The 17799-nt window shown below is 62.1% G+C and carries 9 protein-coding genes; 6 read left to right on the top strand and 3 right to left on the bottom strand.

Features of this window, described 5'->3' with window-relative positions; all coding sequences use genetic code 11:
- Nucleotides 1-7: 7 nt before the first annotated feature.
- The 5 genes from OIU19_RS12320 (at nt 8) to OIU19_RS12300 (ending at nt 9069) form a co-directional block, all read left to right on the top strand.
- Complete coding sequence (locus OIU19_RS12320) at nt 8-1945, top strand: type VI secretion system tip protein VgrG (protein ID WP_264235230.1); 1938 nt, start codon at nt 8-10, stop codon at nt 1943-1945.
- Between the two features lie 11 nt (nt 1946-1956).
- Nucleotides 1957-2388, top strand: a complete 432-nt coding sequence (locus tag OIU19_RS12315; RefSeq protein WP_264235229.1) for a DUF1795 domain-containing protein — start codon at nt 1957-1959, stop codon at nt 2386-2388.
- A gap of 9 nt (nt 2389-2397) precedes the next feature.
- Nucleotides 2398-6825, top strand: coding sequence for an RHS repeat-associated core domain-containing protein (locus tag OIU19_RS12310; protein WP_264235228.1), 4428 nt, complete (start codon nt 2398-2400; stop codon nt 6823-6825).
- Nucleotide 6826: 1 nt separating this feature from the next.
- Complete coding sequence (locus OIU19_RS12305; protein ID WP_264235227.1) at nt 6827-7258, top strand: hypothetical protein; 432 nt, start codon at nt 6827-6829, stop codon at nt 7256-7258.
- Nucleotides 7259-7398: 140 nt separating this feature from the next.
- Nucleotides 7399-9069, top strand: coding sequence for an FMN-binding glutamate synthase family protein (locus OIU19_RS12300; RefSeq protein ID WP_264235226.1), 1671 nt, complete (start codon nt 7399-7401; stop codon nt 9067-9069).
- Between the two features lie 30 nt (nt 9070-9099).
- On the opposite strand, the gene OIU19_RS12295 is transcribed toward OIU19_RS12300, so the two are convergent.
- Complete coding sequence (locus OIU19_RS12295) at nt 9100-10419, bottom strand: OprD family porin (protein WP_264235225.1); 1320 nt, start codon at nt 10417-10419, stop codon at nt 9100-9102.
- A gap of 438 nt (nt 10420-10857) precedes the next feature.
- On the opposite strand from OIU19_RS12295, the gene OIU19_RS12290 reads away from it, so the two are divergent.
- On the top strand, nt 10858-12960 hold the full coding sequence (locus OIU19_RS12290) for a TonB-dependent siderophore receptor (RefSeq protein ID WP_264235224.1): 2103 nt from the start codon (nt 10858-10860) through the stop codon (nt 12958-12960).
- 486 nt (nt 12961-13446) lie between these two features.
- Here OIU19_RS12290 and aguA read toward each other — a convergent pair whose 3' ends face one another.
- Complete coding sequence (gene aguA / locus OIU19_RS12285; RefSeq protein WP_264235223.1) at nt 13447-14553, bottom strand: agmatine deiminase; 1107 nt, start codon at nt 14551-14553, stop codon at nt 13447-13449.
- A 175-nt stretch (nt 14554-14728) separates the two neighbouring features.
- A complete protein-coding gene (locus tag OIU19_RS12280; RefSeq protein ID WP_264235222.1) occupies nt 14729-17629 on the bottom strand; it encodes an aminotransferase in 2901 nt (966 codons plus the stop codon).
- Nucleotides 17630-17799 lie beyond the last annotated feature (170 nt).

Below are 17799 nucleotides of genomic sequence, written 5' to 3'. Positions count from 1 at the left end.
ACCTTTCATGCTGTTCAAGCAACTCACGCGCCTGGCGCAGATCAATAGCCCTCTGGGCCCAGACGTGCTGCTGCTCAGCGAGATGGGCGGCAGCGAAGAACTCGGCCGCCTGTTCGACTATGAGCTGCAACTGACCAGCGACGATCCGGCGATCGACCTCAACCAACTGCTCGGCAAGCCGATGAGCCTGTCATTGCAGCTGAGCCTGGGTGGCTCGCGCTATTTCCATGGCATCGTCGCGCGCTGCAGCCAGTCGGTCGACCGTGGCCAGTTCGCCAGCTATCGGGTGACCCTGCGCCCGTGGCTGTGGCTGCTGACGCGCACCAGCGACTGCCGGATCTTCCAGCACTTGAGCGCGCCGCAGATCATCAAGCAGGTGTTCCGCGACCTGGGTTTCTCCGATTTCGAGGACGCCCTGAGCCGCAGCTATCGCGAGCGCGAATACTGCGTGCAGTACCGCGAGACCAGCTTCGAGTTCGTCAGCCGGCTGATGGAGGAAGAAGGCATCTACTACTTCTTCCGCCACGAACAAGAGCGCCACGTGCTGGTGCTGGCCGACGCCTACGGCGCCCACAACAAGGCGCCGGGCTACGAGTCGGTGCCCTTCTATCCCCCGGATGGACAGCACCGCGAACGCGACCATATCAATGACTGGCACCTTGCCCAGGAAGTGCAGCCAGGCTCGCTTGAGCTCAACGACTACGACTTCCAGCGCCCCAGCGCACGCATCGACGTACGCTCGGCGATGCCACGCCCGCACCAGGCCGGCGACTATCCGCTGTTCGACTACCCTGGCGCCTACGAACAGTCGCAGGACGGCGAGCACTATGCGCGCACCCGCCTGGAGTCGCTGCAAAGCCTGCACGAGCGGGTCGAGCTGCGCGGCAACGCCCGCGGCCTGGGTAGCGGCCATCTGTTCAGCCTCAGCGGCTTTACCCGCCAGGACCAGAACCGCGAGTACCTGATCGTCTCTGCCCGTTACTACGTGGTCCAGGAGCGCCTGGAGACCGGCGGGGGCAGCGGCTCGGCGCAGTTCGAAAGCAACCTCAGCTGCATCGCTGCGCAGCAGAGCTATCGGCCGGTTTCGAGCACCATGCGACCGATCGTCAAAGGTCCGCAGACCGCCGTGGTAGTAGGCCCCGCCGGCGAAGAGATCTGGACCGACCAGTACGGCCGGGTCAAGGTGCATTTCCACTGGGACCGGCATGACCAATCCAACGAAAACAGCTCCTGCTGGATTCGTGTGTCCCAGGCCTGGGCTGGCAAGAACTGGGGTTCGATGCAGATCCCACGAATTGGCCAGGAGGTGATCGTCAGTTTCCTCGAAGGCGACCCTGACCGACCGATCATTACCGGGCGCGTCTACAACGCTGAACAAACGGTGCCTTACGACCTGCCCGGCAATGCCACCCAGAGCGGCATGAAGAGCCGTTCGAGCAAGGGCGGCAGCCCGGCCAACTTCAATGAAATCCGCATGGAAGACAAGAAGGGGGCCGAGCAGCTGTACGTGCATGCCGAGCGCAACATGGACACCGTGGTCGAGCAGAGCGAGACCCTTTCGGTAGGCATCAACCGCACCCAGAGCGTCGGCATGCTGGAGACCATCACCATCGGCCAGGACCGCTTGCGCGCAGTGCGCCGCGACGAGGTCCTGCTGGTCGGCGCGAGCAAACGCGACAGCATCGGCAACAGCTACCTGCTGGAAGTGGGTGACAACCTGCGGCTGGTCTGCGGCAAGAGCGTGATCGAGCTCAATGCCAGTGGGCAGATCAACCTCAGCTGCGTGCAGTTCAGCTTCCACGCCAGCAAAGATGCCGAGATCAACACGGACGGCACCCTCGACCTGAACGTTGGCAGCGGTGCGCAAACCGCAGCGAATGAGCAAGGTGTGCAGAAAAAAATCCAGGACTCGGTCAAGGCCATGTTCCCCGACTCCAGCAAGTAACGAGATGCCCAATGAGCTACCGCCTCAACGAATTCCGCTTCGCCCTGCCTGACCCCACTGTGCAGGACTCCACGATCAATATCCTGCGCTTCGAGGCCTTGGGCACCTCCTTGATCGTCAGCCGTAGCCTGTTGGCCGAGGGCGAGACCTTGCAAAGCAACTTCGATGGCCAATTGCAGCGCCTGCAACAGCAGGTCAAGGACCTCAACTTCCAGCCCGCCCAGGCGGTGCGCGTGGGCGCCACAGGCATTGACGCGATCGAGCTGAGCAGCCAGTTCAGCAAGGGCCAGGAGAAGGTCTACCAGTACCAGCTGGCTTTTGTGCTGCCCGGCACTCGCCGGATGTTCGCGCTCAGCTACGTCAAGCCGCAGCCGCTGGGCGAAGCTGAGGCAGCGCATTGGCTGGCGATCAAACAATCGCTCGACTTCGACAACCTCGGCTGATCCCCTTCCATGTCTGACGCTCTGTGGGCGGCACGCGAAGGCGATGCCCTGTTGCACACCTCGATGATGGCCGACATCGTCGGCGGCGTGCTGGAAGTTGCTGCCACCGTGGCCATCGGCGCCCTGGCGACGGCAGCCGTCGCTGCGGCCCTGGGCATCACCGTAGCCACTGGCGGGCTGGGCTGCTTCGTGCTCGGCGCAGTGGTGGGCCTGGTGGTGGGTGTGGCCATGGCGGCGACCGGCGCCGACACTGGGCTCAGTCGATTATGTGAGGGTATCGGCAATTTTTTGTTTCCGCCCTCGGTGCAGGCGACCATCGCTTCAGGCTCCCCCGACACCAAGACCAACGGTAAACCGGCAGCCCGCGCAGCAGGTGTGGTTATCGCCCCCCCCGCGCCACTGGAAGGCGGCGCAGAGGGTGCCGATGAGCCTGAGGAAACCTTCCTGGACATGGCCAAGGGGTTCTTCTCGCAGATGTGGCGCCCCACCGTCGCCAGCCCCGCCGCCAACACCCAGGAAGCCAACGACGACAAGGTCGTGTGCAGCAAGCACCCGCCGATGCCGCCGCAATACCTTGCCGAGGGTTCGAGCAAGGTCTTGATCAACGGCCATCCGGCTGCGCGCAGTGGCGACCGCAGCACCTGTGAAGCGGTGATCGTCGACGGTGGGCTGGTGTCGAACAATGTGCGCATCGGCGGCGAGCCTATCGTGGTCCGCGAGATACGCAGCGGCAAGACGCCTGGGATCGGCCTGGCGATCACTGCCTTGATGCTGTTGCGCGGGCGTGGTGGCAAGTTCTACAGCCGGTTTGGCTGCATGCTGATCGGTGGCGTGAGCAGCTATGTCAGCGGTCAGGTCACCAGCGCCCTCACCTCTGCCATCGTCGGCTCGCCGAATCCGGTCCACGCGCCCACTGGCGCCAAGTTGCTCAACGGCGAGGAGGACCTGGACTTCAACCTGCCAGGCCCGATCCCGCTGCCCTGGCAGCGCTACTACAACAGCCGCGATGAACGCCGCGACGGGCTGTTTGGCCCCGGCTGGAGCGTGGCTTACGAAGTCTTCGTCGAGTTCAAGCGTGACGCGGGCACAGAACGCCTGCTGTTCACCGATGAGCAAGCCAGAGTCATCGACATGGGGCAGATCCCCAAGGGCGATGCGGTATTCAGTGCCAGTGAAGGCTTGAGCGTACGTCACGCCCTCAATGGCGAACTGCTGATCGAAAGCCTGCAAGGGGTGTACCGGCTGTTCGAGCCTACGCCAGGCAACCCTGACCGCCTGCGCCTGAGCCAGCTGGGCGACCGCAACGACAACCGCCTTTACCTGGACTACGACGACCTCGGCCGTCTAGCACGCTTGCGCGACAGTAGCGGGCAGATCGAGATCCACCTGCGCTATTGCAGCCAGTGGCCACAGCGGCTGCTCGCGGTTGATCGTCACTACCCTCAGGCAAATCAGCCCCAGCCCAGCCGGGAAACACTGGTCAGCTACCGCTATGACGCCAACGGCAACCTGGCCCAGGTTGAAGACGCCCTGGCCCGCCCCACCCGACAGTTCGGCTACGATGGCGGCGCTCGCCTGACCCTGCACCAGACCTACGACGGCCTGCAGTGCTGCTATGAGTGGGCGAGTTTCGACGATGGTTGGCGGGTGGTCCGACACTGGACCAACGAAGGCGACGAGTATCGCTTCGAGTATGACCTTGGCGCGGGCATTACGCGTATCACCGATGGCCTGCAACGGGTCTCGACCCGTCGTTGGAACCCGCAGTATCAGGTCACCTCGTTCACCAATGCGCTGGGCGACACCTGGCACTTCGAGTGGAACGATGAGCGCCAACTGCTCGGCGCCCAGGCGCCCGATGGTGGCCAATGGCAGTACTTTTATGACGAATCGGGCAACCTGGCCGAGAGTATCGACCCACTGGGGCGCAGCGAGTCGTTTCAGTGGCTGGAGCACTGGGCCTTGCCGCGCGCGCGCACCGACAGGGCGGGCAATCGTTGGCAGTATCGCTATGACCCGCGTGGCAATCGCACCCGTGAGACCGACCCGCTGGGCCAGGTCACACGCTACCGCTACGACGCGCACGGCCAGGTTGTGGAAATCATCGATGCGGCAGGCAAGCACAAGCAACTGCACTGGAACCCACTGGGCCAACTCAAGCGCTATACCGATTGTTCTGCTGCAACAACCCGCTTCGACTATGATCACCGCGGCCACTTGCAGGCAGTGACCAATGCCTTGGGTGAATGCACCACCTATGAGCGGGATATCCGTGGCTACCTGACCGCCATCGTGCAGCCTGACGGTCGTCGGGAGCACTTCGAGCACGACGCCCTGGGCCGTCTGGTGCGCTACAGCGATACGGGCGGGCAGACCAGCCTCTACAGTTTCAATCGGCAAGGCAAAGCCTGGAAAAGCATCGACCCCCTCGGTCATCAGGTGGAGTACCGCTACGATCCCTACGGTCGCTTGACTGCCCTGAGCAATGCCAACGGCGAGCACTATCGGTTCAGTTGGGACCCGCTCGATCGCTTGATTGACCAGCAAGAGCTGGACGGCGGTGGACGCCGCTACCGCTATGACGCCACGGACAACCTGATCGCGCTGGAGTTTTACCCCTCGCCCGAGTTCGCCGAGGCGAACCCAGCGGCAATCGTCCATCAGTACACCCGCGATGCCGGTGGGCGAATGGTCGCCAAGACCACCGACGATGGTTTTACCGAGTATCGCTACGACGCGTTGGACCGACTGCTGGAAGTGCTCGGCACTGACCGCGACGGTAACACGCAACGGGTAGCGTTCGCCTATGACGCCTTGGGGCAAAACACCGAGGAGCACACTGCAGGCGGGGTACTGAGGCGGGTCTACGATGAACTGGGCAATCCCCTGCAAACCCAGTTGCCTGACGGCCGCTGGCTCAATCGGCATTTCTACGGCAATGGCCATCTGCACCACATCAACCTCGACGGCCTGGTGCTTTGCGACTTCGAACGCGACCGCCTGCATCGGGAAACCTTGCGCGTGCAAGGTCGCCTGGCGACGCAAAGCGAGTACGACCGCAGCGGGCGGCTGCACCGACGCCAATCTCGCCAGCTCGACCAAGCCTCCCAGCTGCTGGCGCCGTTCCAGGACAGCTACCAGTGGAGCTTGGCCGATGATCTGGCGGGGCATTTCAGCCAGCAGCCCGGCCAACAGCACCAGCAGTGGCTACGCCACGATGCCGCCGGCCGGATAATCGCTCGCCAGGATGCTCACGATGGCACCCATGAAGCCTTCACCTACGATGCTGCCGCCAACCTGATAGACCCCGCGCAGGCGCCGGCCAAACCGGTTCGCCATAATCGCCTGAGCCACTACCAGGACAAACGCTACCGCTATGACGCCTTTGGCCGGTTGCTGGAAAAACGCAGCCGTCGCTGGGGCACACAGCACTTTCACTATGACGCCGAGCACCGCCTGGTACGGGTCGACAGCCATCAGGCAGGGCGCGAACGCGTGCTGCGCATGCGCTATGACCCGCTGGGACGCAGGCTGGAAAAAACCGAGTACGACGGCCAGGGTCGGCTGTTGAACCAGACCTGCTTCACTTGGGAGGGCCAGCGCCTGCTGAGCGAGCGACGCAATGGCCGCGCCAGCCTCTACGTCTATGCCAACGACGGCTTCGAGCCACTTGCGCGCATCGACGGCCAGGGCCAGACGCAGCAGGTCTGCCACTTCCATAACGACGTCAATGGCCTGCCGAACAAGCTGACCGACGACCAGGGCCAGCTGCTCTGGCAAGCGAGCTATCAGGTGTGGGGCAATACCTTGCGCGAGGAGCGCGAGGCGCGCTTCATCGACGAGCAGAATCTGCGCTTTCAGGGCCAGTACCTTGATCGCGAAACCGGCCTGCACTACAACCTGCACCGTTACTACGACCCCGATATCGGGCGCTTCACCCAACCGGACCCGATTGGCCTGTACGGTGGCCTGAACCTGTATGCCTATGGGCCCAACCCGTTCACCTGGATCGACCCGCTCGGCCTGGATGGCATCTTCACCCGAACGGTGTTCGAGGCGCCTTCTGGCAATGTGCATACGGTCTATCAGCAGGAGATCGACTGGGACTTGAAGGTCAATACACGTAATGGCGTGAAAACCAACCGTCAGCTGGTGCTGGAAGAGCAGCGCAGTCCGATGATCATCAAGAACGGCAAGTACGAGGTGGTCCACCTGCACCACTCCAAGCAGAATGGCATCGGATCCTTGTTCGAACTGTCGGCCGATACCCATAATCGGTTCCAAAAGAGCAAGGCGCTGCATCCGCACTTGCCCAATGCTCACCCACACAATCCGGTCAACCGTAGCGCGTTTGACATTGACCGTGAGGCATACTGGAAACAACGTGCCACTGCCTCCATCAAGGGCGGTGGCAAACCAAACCGCTGTGGAGCCTGACATGCTTTCCGAAAAACTGATCAACCACTGCAAGACCAAAGGCTGGTGGTTCGATGATGCCTCTGAAGAATACCGCCAAGCGTTGCTTGGCCTTGGCCTCCCCATGGACTCTGATTTCGTGCGCTTCTTCCTGCATGCCGAAGACGGCCCGACCTTTCTCAGTCGTCATGTGGAGATGTTTCAGGTGGGCTGGTTCCTGGTGAACTCCAGCTATCTGGGTAGTATCGAGGCTACCCATGAGATGGGGCTGCCAGAAGCATACCTGCCACTGGACGGGTTCCACTCCGAACACGGTTTCTTCTACAACCGCGATACAGGCGAAGTGCTTGAGCTGGAGGCCGGCCCGTTGCTGGTCGATTTCCTGGCAGGCAAGGTGAAACCTCAGTGGCCAGATTTCAACGCCTTCCTCGAATGGTATTTCGAACTGGATTGATCGCATTGCAAGTGGTCTTAGCGTAAGCAATCCATTGAACACAAGCTGCGCGCGCGCAAGAGTCTTTTACCGAAACCCCTGGTTTTCCGCGCGCCTGCTTTGCCTATCCTAGGTCGGGTCATCCTGCCTGCGATGGACCCATGAAAGAGTCGCTCCCCAGCCGCTACGCCTGCCTGGCCGCCTGCCTGATCTTCACCTTTGCCAGTATCCCTTTGCTCGCCCAGCACAGCTGGCTGTGGCCGTTTTGCGTGATCACTGCCCTGCTCAGCCTGGTCGGCCTCAACGACCTGCGCCAGAGCCATCACGCGGTGCGGCGCAACTACCCGATCCTGGGCAACATCCGTTACCTGATCGAAACCATTCGCCCGGAAATCCGCCAGTACCTGATCGAAGGTGATGACGACAAGCTGCCATTCTCCCGCGCGCAACGCTCACTGGTGTATGCCCGCGCCAAGAACGAGAGCGCCGAGAAAGCCTTTGGCACGCTCAATGACGTCTACAAGACCGGTTTCGAGTTCATCAGCCATTCGATGCTGCCGGTGCAAACGCCGGATCCGGCGTCGTTTCGCATCCGTATCGGCGGGCCGCAGTGCCTGCAACCCTATGCGGCATCGATCTTCAATATCTCGGCGATGAGCTTCGGCGCCCTTAGCGCCAACGCCATTGCCGCCCTGAACAAGGGCGCACGGCTGGGCCGCTTCGCCCATGACACCGGCGAAGGCAGTATCAGCCCCTACCATCGCGAGCACGGCGGCGACCTGATCTGGGAGATCGGCAGTGGCTACTTTGGCTGTCGCACCGACGAGGGCCGGTTCGATCCACAGCGCTTTGCCGAGCAGGCGCGCGATGGGCAAGTGAAGATGATCGAGATCAAGCTCAGCCAAGGCGCCAAGCCTGGCCACGGCGGGATCTTGCCGGGGCATAAGGTCAGCCCGGAAATCGCCGCCACCCGTGGCGTGCGCGAAGGTGAGGACTGCATCTCGCCGGCCGCCCACAGCGCCTTCCGCACCCCGGTCGAGCTGCTGCGCTTCGTCGCGTTGCTGCGGGAACTGTCTGGCGGCAAGCCGGTGGGCTTCAAGTTTTGCCTGGGGCATCCGTGGGAGTTCATGGCCATCGCCAAGGCCATGCTGGCCACCGGCATTACCCCGGACTTCATTGTCGTCGACGGCAGTGAAGGCGGCACGGGCGCGGCGCCGCGAGAGTTTTCCGACAATATCGGCGTACCGCTGCGGGAGGGCTTGATGTTCGTGCACAACACCCTGGTCGGCTTGAACCTGCGTGATCGGGTACGCATCGGCGCGGCGGGCAAGCTGGTCAGCGCATTCGATATCGCCAGCGTATTGGCCATTGGCGCCGACTGGGTCAACTCGGCGCGCGGCTTCATGTTCGCCATTGGCTGCATTCAGTCGCAGAGCTGCCATACCAACAAATGCCCGACTGGCGTGGCGACCCAGGATCCTCTGCGCCAGCGTGCGCTCGTGGTGCCGGAGAAGGCCAAGCGCGTGGCCAGCTTCCATCGCAACACCTTGCATGCCCTGGCCGAGATGCTCGCCGCAGCGGGGCTTGAGCATCCCTCGGAGCTCAAGCCCAAGCACCTGGCGCGGCGCATCAGCCCGAGTGAAATTGGCCTGTTCTCGCAGCTGCATACCTTCCTCAAGCCAGGTGAATTGCTCAGTGGCTCGATCGAAAGTGAGTTCTATGCGCGGATGTGGCGGATGGCGCGCAGTGACAGCTTTGCGCCAGAGACGGGAGAAATTGACAAGGCGCCAGCCGTGGCTACGGTACGCCGCAAACAAACAGCCCCGGCATAGGCCGGGGCTGTTTGAGACGCCAAGTCAGGATCAGAAGATGCTGATCGGGTACTCGACGAATACGCGGACTTCGTTACCGTCGTCGTTGTAGCCGTTTTGCTGAACGGCGTTGTTGGTACGCACGAACGAGCTACGCAGCTTGATCGACAGGTCCTTGGCCGGGCCGTCTTGAACGACGTAACGGATCTGGTTGAAGATCTCGCGCTCTTTACCCTCGCCGAAGCCTTGTGGGGCACCGACTTTACGGGTGTTGATGTTGTCACCAACAACGTAGGCGACCTTGTAGGTCAGGCCCGGTACGCCGAAGGCGCCGAAGTCCAGACCATAGCCCAGCTGCCAGGAACGCTCGTCTTCAGCGTTGAAGTCAGACCAGTAGGAGTTGGCCAGGTAGATGGTCGAACCACCGTCACCCACGCCACCCTCGTTCTGGTACCAGCCGTAGTTGTAGCCGGTGCTGCCGGTGCTGCGCTGGTGCGCCAGGGTGAACGAGTGCGGGCCGTAGGCGTAGGTAGCAGCCAGGCTCCAGATGGTGTTGGAGTCGCCATTGAGGCTGGCGGCGCGTACGTACTTGTTGTCGATGTCCGACTTGTAGCCGTTGAAGTCCAGGGTCAGCGACTGGTCAGCGGCAATCGGGAAGACGTAGTTCAAGCCCAGGTAGTGCTTCTTCATCACGTCTTCGTTGTCTGCGGTGTACAGCGAAGCGGTGAAGTTGTCGGTAACTTTGTAGCTACCACCGAGCACGTTGATCGACTTGAGGCCACCGCCGTCACGGCGCTCGGCGCTCTTGCGCGCTTCCTGGGTGAAACGACCGGCGTTCAGCTCCAGGCCTTCGATCTCCTTGGAGGTGATCAGGGTACCGGTGAAGCTTTCTGGCAGCAGACGGGCATCGTCGTATTGCAGAACCGGCAGGGCTGGCATCTGGTCACCGTACTTGAGCACGGTGTTGGAGATGCGGAACTTCACGGCCGCGCCAGCGCGGGCCAGGTTGTGCGGCGAGTTGGTTTTTTCGCCGTCGAAGGTGGGGTCGGAGCGCTTGAAGAAGTCGACGCCGCCACCTTGGTTGCGACCTTTACCACCGTCCAGACGCACCGCGTACAGGCCGAAGGCGTCAACGCCTACACCGACGGTGCCTTGGGTGAAGCCGGAGGAGAAGTTGGCGATGAACGCTTGGCCCCATTGGGACTGATCGTTGGTGCCGTGTTTCTTGTCACGATTGATGAAAGCGTTACGCAGGAGAACGTTTGCGTGGCTGTCTTCGATAAAGCCCTTGCTGTCGGCCTGCTCGTTGGCCTGTGCCTGGGTCGCGGCGATCATCGCCAAGGCGACCAGGCTGATCCTGGTTTTCAACATCTTATTTTCCTTATTTCTTAATCAAAAACGCTCTGCATTCTGACGCCAGGAACCAACGCCCCTTCGTAGGTTCGACGCTATGCGGATCCAACTGGAAGGCCCCACCGATACTTGCCTGGCGGGCCTTGTGCAGCTGCATGGCCAAGTCATGGCCGGCAGGCGTTGGCCGAATCCTATCCGCCCGCGCTTGAGGATGTCAAAAAATCGTGAAATGCAGGTCGATATAACCAAAATCACGCTTAGGTCTGGTGCATTTCAATGCATATCTGCCATTGCCTGGGGCAATCTGTCTCTTGTGCTGACATCCTGACTGTGGCCTGGCATTTACAAACTGATACATATGTAAAGACGAGTCTTTACAAATACCCAAGCACGAGTAAATAGCACGCATTATCATCCGCACCCTTTTTCCAATTACTGCCTTATGCGGATGTTTCCATGCGTGCTGCCTGCCGTCTTTCTCCTGTAACCCTCGGCCTGTCGCTGCTGTGCAGCGCAGGCGTTGCCCATGCTGCTACCACTACCCTGCCGGAGTTGTCGGTCACCGCCGACAGTGAACGCGAGCGCGATAACCCCAGAGTGAAAGAAGTAAGCACCGCGACCCGCACCTCGACCCCGGTGCGTTACGTGCCGCAGGCGATCGACACCCTCAAGACGCAAAATGTGCTGGACTACGGCAGCAGTTCGCTGGGCAAGGCACTCGAAGGCATCCCCAACGTCAGCAGCAGCGCCGACACGCGCTTCGACAGCGTGCGAATCCGCGGCTTCGATAGCAGCAACGACTTCTATCTCGATGGCGTGCGCGACGACAGCCAGTACATTCGCGACCTGCACAACATCGAGCGGGTCGATGTGCTCAAGGGCCCAGCGGCAGTGCTGTATGGCCGGGGCAGCCAAGGCGGTATCGTCAACCGGGTGAGCAAGGTGCCAGAACATGGCCGCCGCTCGAGCATCGAGGTCCAAGGCGGCAGCGAGGACCTGCGCAGCCTGTACGCCGACCTCAGCGCCGACCCTAGCGATGACATCAGCCTGCGCCTGAACCTGGGCAACCAGGACAACAACAGCTTCCGCGACGGTATCGATGGCAGCCGCCAGCTGTTCGCCCCCTCCATGAGCTGGCAACTGAGCGAAGATCTCAACTGGCTGGTGCAGTACGAATACAGCCGCTTCAACCGCACACCTGATCGCGGCATCCCAGGCGTCAATGGACGCCCGGCCGACGTTGGCCGCGACACCACCTATGGCGATACCCAGCGCGATTTCATCGACGACAAGAGCCAGTCGCTGCGCTCACGCCTGAACTACCAGCTCAGCGACACCTGGCAGCTGCGCCACACCCTGAGCCTGTTCCAGCTCGACAGTGATTTCGACAACACCTACGTGACCGCCTACAACGCCAGCAATAACACCGTCACTCGCCAGCGTTGGCAGCAGGACCTGAAGACCCGCAACCTGTTCAACAACCTCGAAGCCGAAGGCAACTTCGCCACCTGGAGCCTGGAACACAAGCTGCTGGTGGGCCTTGAGTTCGGTCATCAGCGCCGCGATCCTTTGCTGTACACCGCCGCAAAGCCTAAGGACGGCGGCACCCTGGTTCCGAGCCTGGACCTGAACAACCCCGACCGTAGCCTGCAACACAACGGCCGTATGGTGGTGTCGAGCAACAACCACAGCGTGGTCGACAGCCGCGGCCTGTACTTGCAGGACCAGATCCGCCTGAACGATCAGTGGCAGATCCTCGCTGGCGTGCGCTTCGATCAGTTCGAGGTGGAAACGACCAACCAGATTCGCAACCTGAGCGAAAAACAGGACAGCAACACCACCAGCCCCCGTCTGGGCGTGGTGTATTCGCCATGGCAAGACCATTCGTTCTATGCGTCCTGGAGCAAGACCTTCTCGCCGGTTGGCGGCGGGCTGATCGGCATCACCCCAGGCGCGCCTGGTAATGCCAACGACACCGGGCCAGAGCTCAGCCGGCAGAAGGAAATCGGCGTCAAGAGCGACTGGCTGGACGACCGCCTGACCACCACCCTCGCCGTCTATGAACTGGAGCTTTACAACCGCCGCACCCGCGACGCGAACAACCCAGAGCTGATTCAACTGAGCGGCCTGCAACGGTCACGCGGTATCGAGCTGACCGCCACCGGCAATATCGTTGGCAACTGGTACGTGCGCGGCGGGATCGGTATCCAGGACGCGATCATCGTCGAGGACAACAACGGCCAGGAGGGCAACCGGATCAACGACGTGGCCAAGCGTAACGGCAGCCTGTTCATCACCTGGAAGCCAGAGTTGGGCTGGTACGCAGAAACCGGCCTGACCCTGGTGGGCGAGCGCTATGCCGATAACCAGAACACCACGGTGTTGCCGGGCTATGGCCGCTGGGATGCACTGGCAGGGTTCCGTACCCGCGACTGGGATGTGCGCGCGGCGTTGAACAATATTGCCGACAAGACCTACTACGCCTCGGCAACCAGTGCGGCGCAGATTCAGGTGGGCGATCCGCGCAGCCTGGTGGTGACCGGCACGTACAATTTCTAGATTTGCAGGGTGCGTACCGCCCTCGGCCGGCACTGCCCCCCACAAACAAAAACGCCACCGCATGATCGCGGTGGCGTTTTTCATTCATCCGTAAGTACTACCCGGTCAATGCCAGACAGCCATCAGAGCCTCAAGCTCTGCTTCACTGATCAAGCCTTGCGGATAGCGCCCATCCAGCAGACGTCGCGGGTCGGTCGTCCTGACCCGTTTGCTTCCATGGTGTCTCAACCACTGCGTCAATATTTTGAGCGATTCGTGATTCACTGCCGATGGGGGCAAAGCCGACTCACTTGCTGCATTCATCTCTACACAAACTCCCTGGGCCCGTGAGCGGCTAACTTACGTGGGTTTTGTTACAGATCGGAGTAGTCCTATCTGTTTGAAACACAATGGAAAACAATACAAAACGTATGCCATTCCCCGCGCCAGCCGTCGCACCAACAAAAAAGCCCGTCATCGCGACGGGCCTTTTCATTTGCCAAGAGGTTAGCGCTTGATCGGCGCCGGTTGCTGCTGGGTCAGGCAGTGAATGTTGCCACCGCCCAGAAGCAACTCACGACCCGGGATCATCACCACTTCATGATTAGGGAAGACCTTGGCCAGAATCGCTCTAGCTTCGGCATCTGCCGGATCGTCGAAGCTCGGCGCGATGATCCCGCCATTGACGATCAGGAAGTTCACATAGGAGCCAGCCAGGCGCACCGATGGATCACGCTCCTGGCTGCCGGCGACCTGATCGACCCCGGCGCACTCTTCTTCAGTCGCGAACAGTGGTCCAGGAATGGGCATCTTGTGCACCACGAACTCGCGCCCTTTGGCATCACGGGTGTTTTTCAGCACCTCGAAGGCCGCGTGGCAGCGGGCGTAGTTGGGGTCGTTGGAATCATCGGTCCAGGCCAGTAACACTTCACCTGGGGCGACGTAACAGCAGAAGTTGTCGACGTGGCCGTCGGTCTCATCGTTGTACAAGCCATCTGGCAGCCAGACGATGGTATCGACTGCCAACTGCTCGCGCAGGATCTGCTCGATCTGCTCGCGGTCCAGGTGTGGGTTGCGGTTGCGATTGAGCAGGCATTCCTCGGTGGTGATCAGGGTGCCTTCACCGTCGACGTGGATCGAGCCGCCTTCGAGCACGAAACCTTCGGTCTGGTAGCGCTGGCAGCGCTCCATTTCCAGCACCTTGGCAGCCAGCTCTTCATCGCGGTTCCACGGCGCATAGAGGCCGCCGTCGAAGCCGCCCCAGGCGTTGAAGCCCCAATCTACACCGCGCACTTCGCCGTGGTCATTGATGACGAAGGTTGGGCCGGTGTCGCGCACCCACGCATCGTCGTTGCTGATTTCCACCACGCGGATGTTCGGCACGTCGAGTTGGCGCCGAGCGTTCTCGTATTGGCCGGCGGAAACGCCGACGGTCACCGGCTCGAAGTGGGCGATGGCCTTGGCCAGGGTGACATGCGCAGCCTGTGCTGGCTTGCCGCCCAGACGCCAGTTGTCAGGGCGCTCCGGCCAGACCATCCAGACCTGGGTCTGCGGCGCCCATTCGGCTGGCATGTGGAAGCCGTCGGCACGCGGGGTCGAATTGAGGGTTTTCATCAGTAGCCTCTGGAAAAACTGTCGGAGGGTCTGGGTCGCGCTGCGGCCCGAGGGTCAATGACCCGCATTTATATCCGATAAATATCGGCTTTAAAAGCGATCAAAGAGACCGTTTAGATATAAAAAGCTCGATCTAACCGATATGAATCGATTTGACCGAGCCATTCGCCCGCTGTTAGAGACCTTCAGCCAAGATCTTATCCACACAATCGACGAAGTAATCCACACTCGCCCGCGTGGTACACATCGGCGGTTTGATCTTGAGGATGTTCAAGTAATCGCCGGTTGGCTGCATGAAGATGCCCAGATCGCGCAAGCGATTGCACAGGATCATGGTCTCCTCACTGGCCGGCTCCAGTGTGTCGCGATCGCGTACCAGTTCCAGTCCCAGGTAGAAACCCGACCCATGGGCGGCGCCGGCCAGCGGATGTTTATCGACCAAAGCCTGCAAGCGCGCCTTGAAGTAGGCGCCGACCTCACGGGTGTTCTGCCACAGGCCCTCGTCGTGCATCACGTCCAGCACTGCCAGGCCGATCCGGCAACTGACGGGGCTGCCGCCTGCGGAGGAGAAGAAGTAGCCCTCGGCTTCCAGCGCCTCGGCGATTTCGCGGCGAGTGATCACTGCGCCCAGCGGCTGGCCGTTGCCCATGCCCTTGGCCATGGTGATGATGTCCGGGACCACGCCCTGCTCCTCGAAGCCCCAGAAATACTCGCCCAGCCGACCGTAGCCGACCTGCACCTCGTCGGCGATGCACACCCCGCCACGGGCGCGCACCTTGGCGTAGGCATCGCGCAGATAACCTGCCGGCAACGAGATCCCCCCGGCGTTGCCGTACACCGGCTCGCAGATCATGCCGGCCAGCTGGCGCCCGCGCGCATCGAGGTCGGCAAGCTTGGCATCGACGTCACGCAGGTAGTCGGCGGCGCTGTCCGGCCCGCGATAACGGCCACGGAAGGTGTTCGGCGCCTCGACCGGGTGGACCCAATCCGGCCGGGTTTCCAGCGCTTGCGGGTTATCGGCGATGGAGGTGGAAATAGCATCGGTGGCCACCGACCAGCCGTGATAGGCCTCCAGCACGCTGAGCAGGTCGCGCCCGCCGCTGTAGGCCCAGGCCAGGCGAATTGCCAGGTCGTTGGCCTCGGTGCCGCTGTTGACCAGAAACACCCGGTCAAAGCCAGGCGGCGCCAGGGCCAGCAGGCGCTCGGAGAACTCGGCGATGGCCGCGTAGTGAAAGCGCGAGTTGGTGTTGAGCAGCGACCACTGGCGCGCCGACTCTGCGGCCATACGCGGGTGACCATGGCCGAGCACCGCCACGTTATTGAGCATGTCCAAGTACGAGCGGCCATGCATGTCGATCAGGTAGTTGCGCCAGCCCCGCTCGATATGCGGCGGCTGGGCATAGTAGTGCTTCTGCGAACGGGCAAAGCTGGCGTCGCGACGGGCCAGCAGCGCTTGGGCGTCGGGCAATGGCTCGGCATCGCAGGCAAAGCCGAGCAAAGGCTGCGGCGACGGGCACAGGGCCAACCAGGCGGCGGCTGCCGACGGCTTGGCGAAGAACGGCGGCTGCAGCGCATCTTCGCGACACAGCTGCACACTCAAAAAGCCACAGGCCGTACCCAGCGTCTGCCCCTGTGTCACCGCCTGGCCATCGGCCGGAGTGTCTTCCAGGCCCTTGAGCCACAGGCTCCAATCGGCCGTGCGCAAGCGTCCACGACCCTCGCCAGTGCGCTGCCAGATGCCGTCCTGCGGCGCTTGCACCAGACTGCCAGATGGCACTTTCAACTCCACGCCAAGCGCGCAGGTGGCGGGCTCGTCGGGCCGATCGATATGGGTCTGCGACAAGCGATACTGGCCATGCAGGCTGCACGCAGCGCCGAGCTGCGCGGCCAGTACGGCCTGGTCAAAGCCGGCCTGCTCCCAGTTACCCGCCTCGCAATGCGGGCTGAGCACGCCAAGATCGACCTTGGTCACCGCCTGACCTGCCAACTCCGGCAGCAAAGGCGCGCAGCCCGATAGCTGAACAGGTGGCAGTTGGCGACCGGCGGCTTGCACAATCGCCGCTTCCATCAGCGCCGCGGGCACGGCATTGGCGGTGTCGAAGATTTGCCATTCATGGGCGATGTTGTCGCGGGTGTACTGGTTGTCCGGATCGACCGCCAGCTGCTGTTCACTGCTCAGCACCAACACCGCAGCGCGCATCCGTACCAGCGGCCAGAGGGCACGCAACTCTGCATCACTGAGCGGATTGACCGCCTGATAAGCGCTGACCGCTGGCAGGATGCGCAGCGGATCGCCCTCGGCATGGTGCAGCAACGCCGCACAGGTCACCGATAGATCGGCAATGCGCCAGGTACGCAGCAGGTCGCCGAAATCGATCACCCCTTGCAGCTGCCATTGGCGCTGGGCGTCGCGGCTCCAGACCACGTTGTCGTCGGTGATATCCAGATGCACGGCCTGGGTCGGCAGTTGATCGACCAGGGTTGCCAAGGTTTGCCCGGCCTCACTCGCCACCCGTGCGACCTGCTCGCGGCGGGGTTCATCACGCAACACTGGCAGCAGATGCGCGATCAGTGCCTGGGCATGGCGCGGGTCCCACTGCAAGGTGCGCTCAAGCCCCGGATGGTCGAAGTCGGCCAGGGCCTGGTCGACCCGGGCACAGAGTGCGCCGAGCTCGGCCATCAGCCTGGCTGGCAGGTGCTTGAGGCGGGTCAACGGCTGGCCGTCGATGTAGTCGAGCAGGCGCACGCGCAGCGGTTGGCCTTCGCTGTCCAGCGCCAGCAAGGCTGAACCATTGCGCGCGGGACGCACCACCGGCACCGGCAACCCCTGCTCACCCAGGTAGGCCAGGGCGGCATGCTGGGCCTGCAACTCGACCTCGGCATAGCTGCCATGGCACACCTTGAGCACGTAGCGCGCGTGACCGCTGTCGACACGGAAATTCAGGTCCTGCTGGCTACCCAATGATTGCAGGCTGCCCTCAAGGTCGTAGTGCGCCCTCAGCAAGGCATGCGCCTGGGCTTCGCTCAGCGAAGGACTGGGCTGGCTGGAACGTTGAATCAGGGTGCTGAGGGGCATGTGCAAGTGACCTCGGTTTTTTTGTCGCTTATATCGCCACTGCTGCGGGCGATATTCAAGAGGCGTGTGCGTAAAGACGACGGAGCACCTGAACCCGCACAATCCGCGAGCGCCCAAGGAAGGCCCCAAGTAGCGCATAATTGCCGCAGACTCTTCTGGCATGACTGGCG

This window comes from Pseudomonas sp. BT-42-2 (genome assembly GCF_025847435.2).
Lineage (GTDB): Bacteria > Pseudomonadota > Gammaproteobacteria > Pseudomonadales > Pseudomonadaceae > Aquipseudomonas > Aquipseudomonas urmiensis.
Note: the sequence above shows the minus strand (reverse complement) of the source record. Positions and strands in the feature narration are given on the sequence as shown.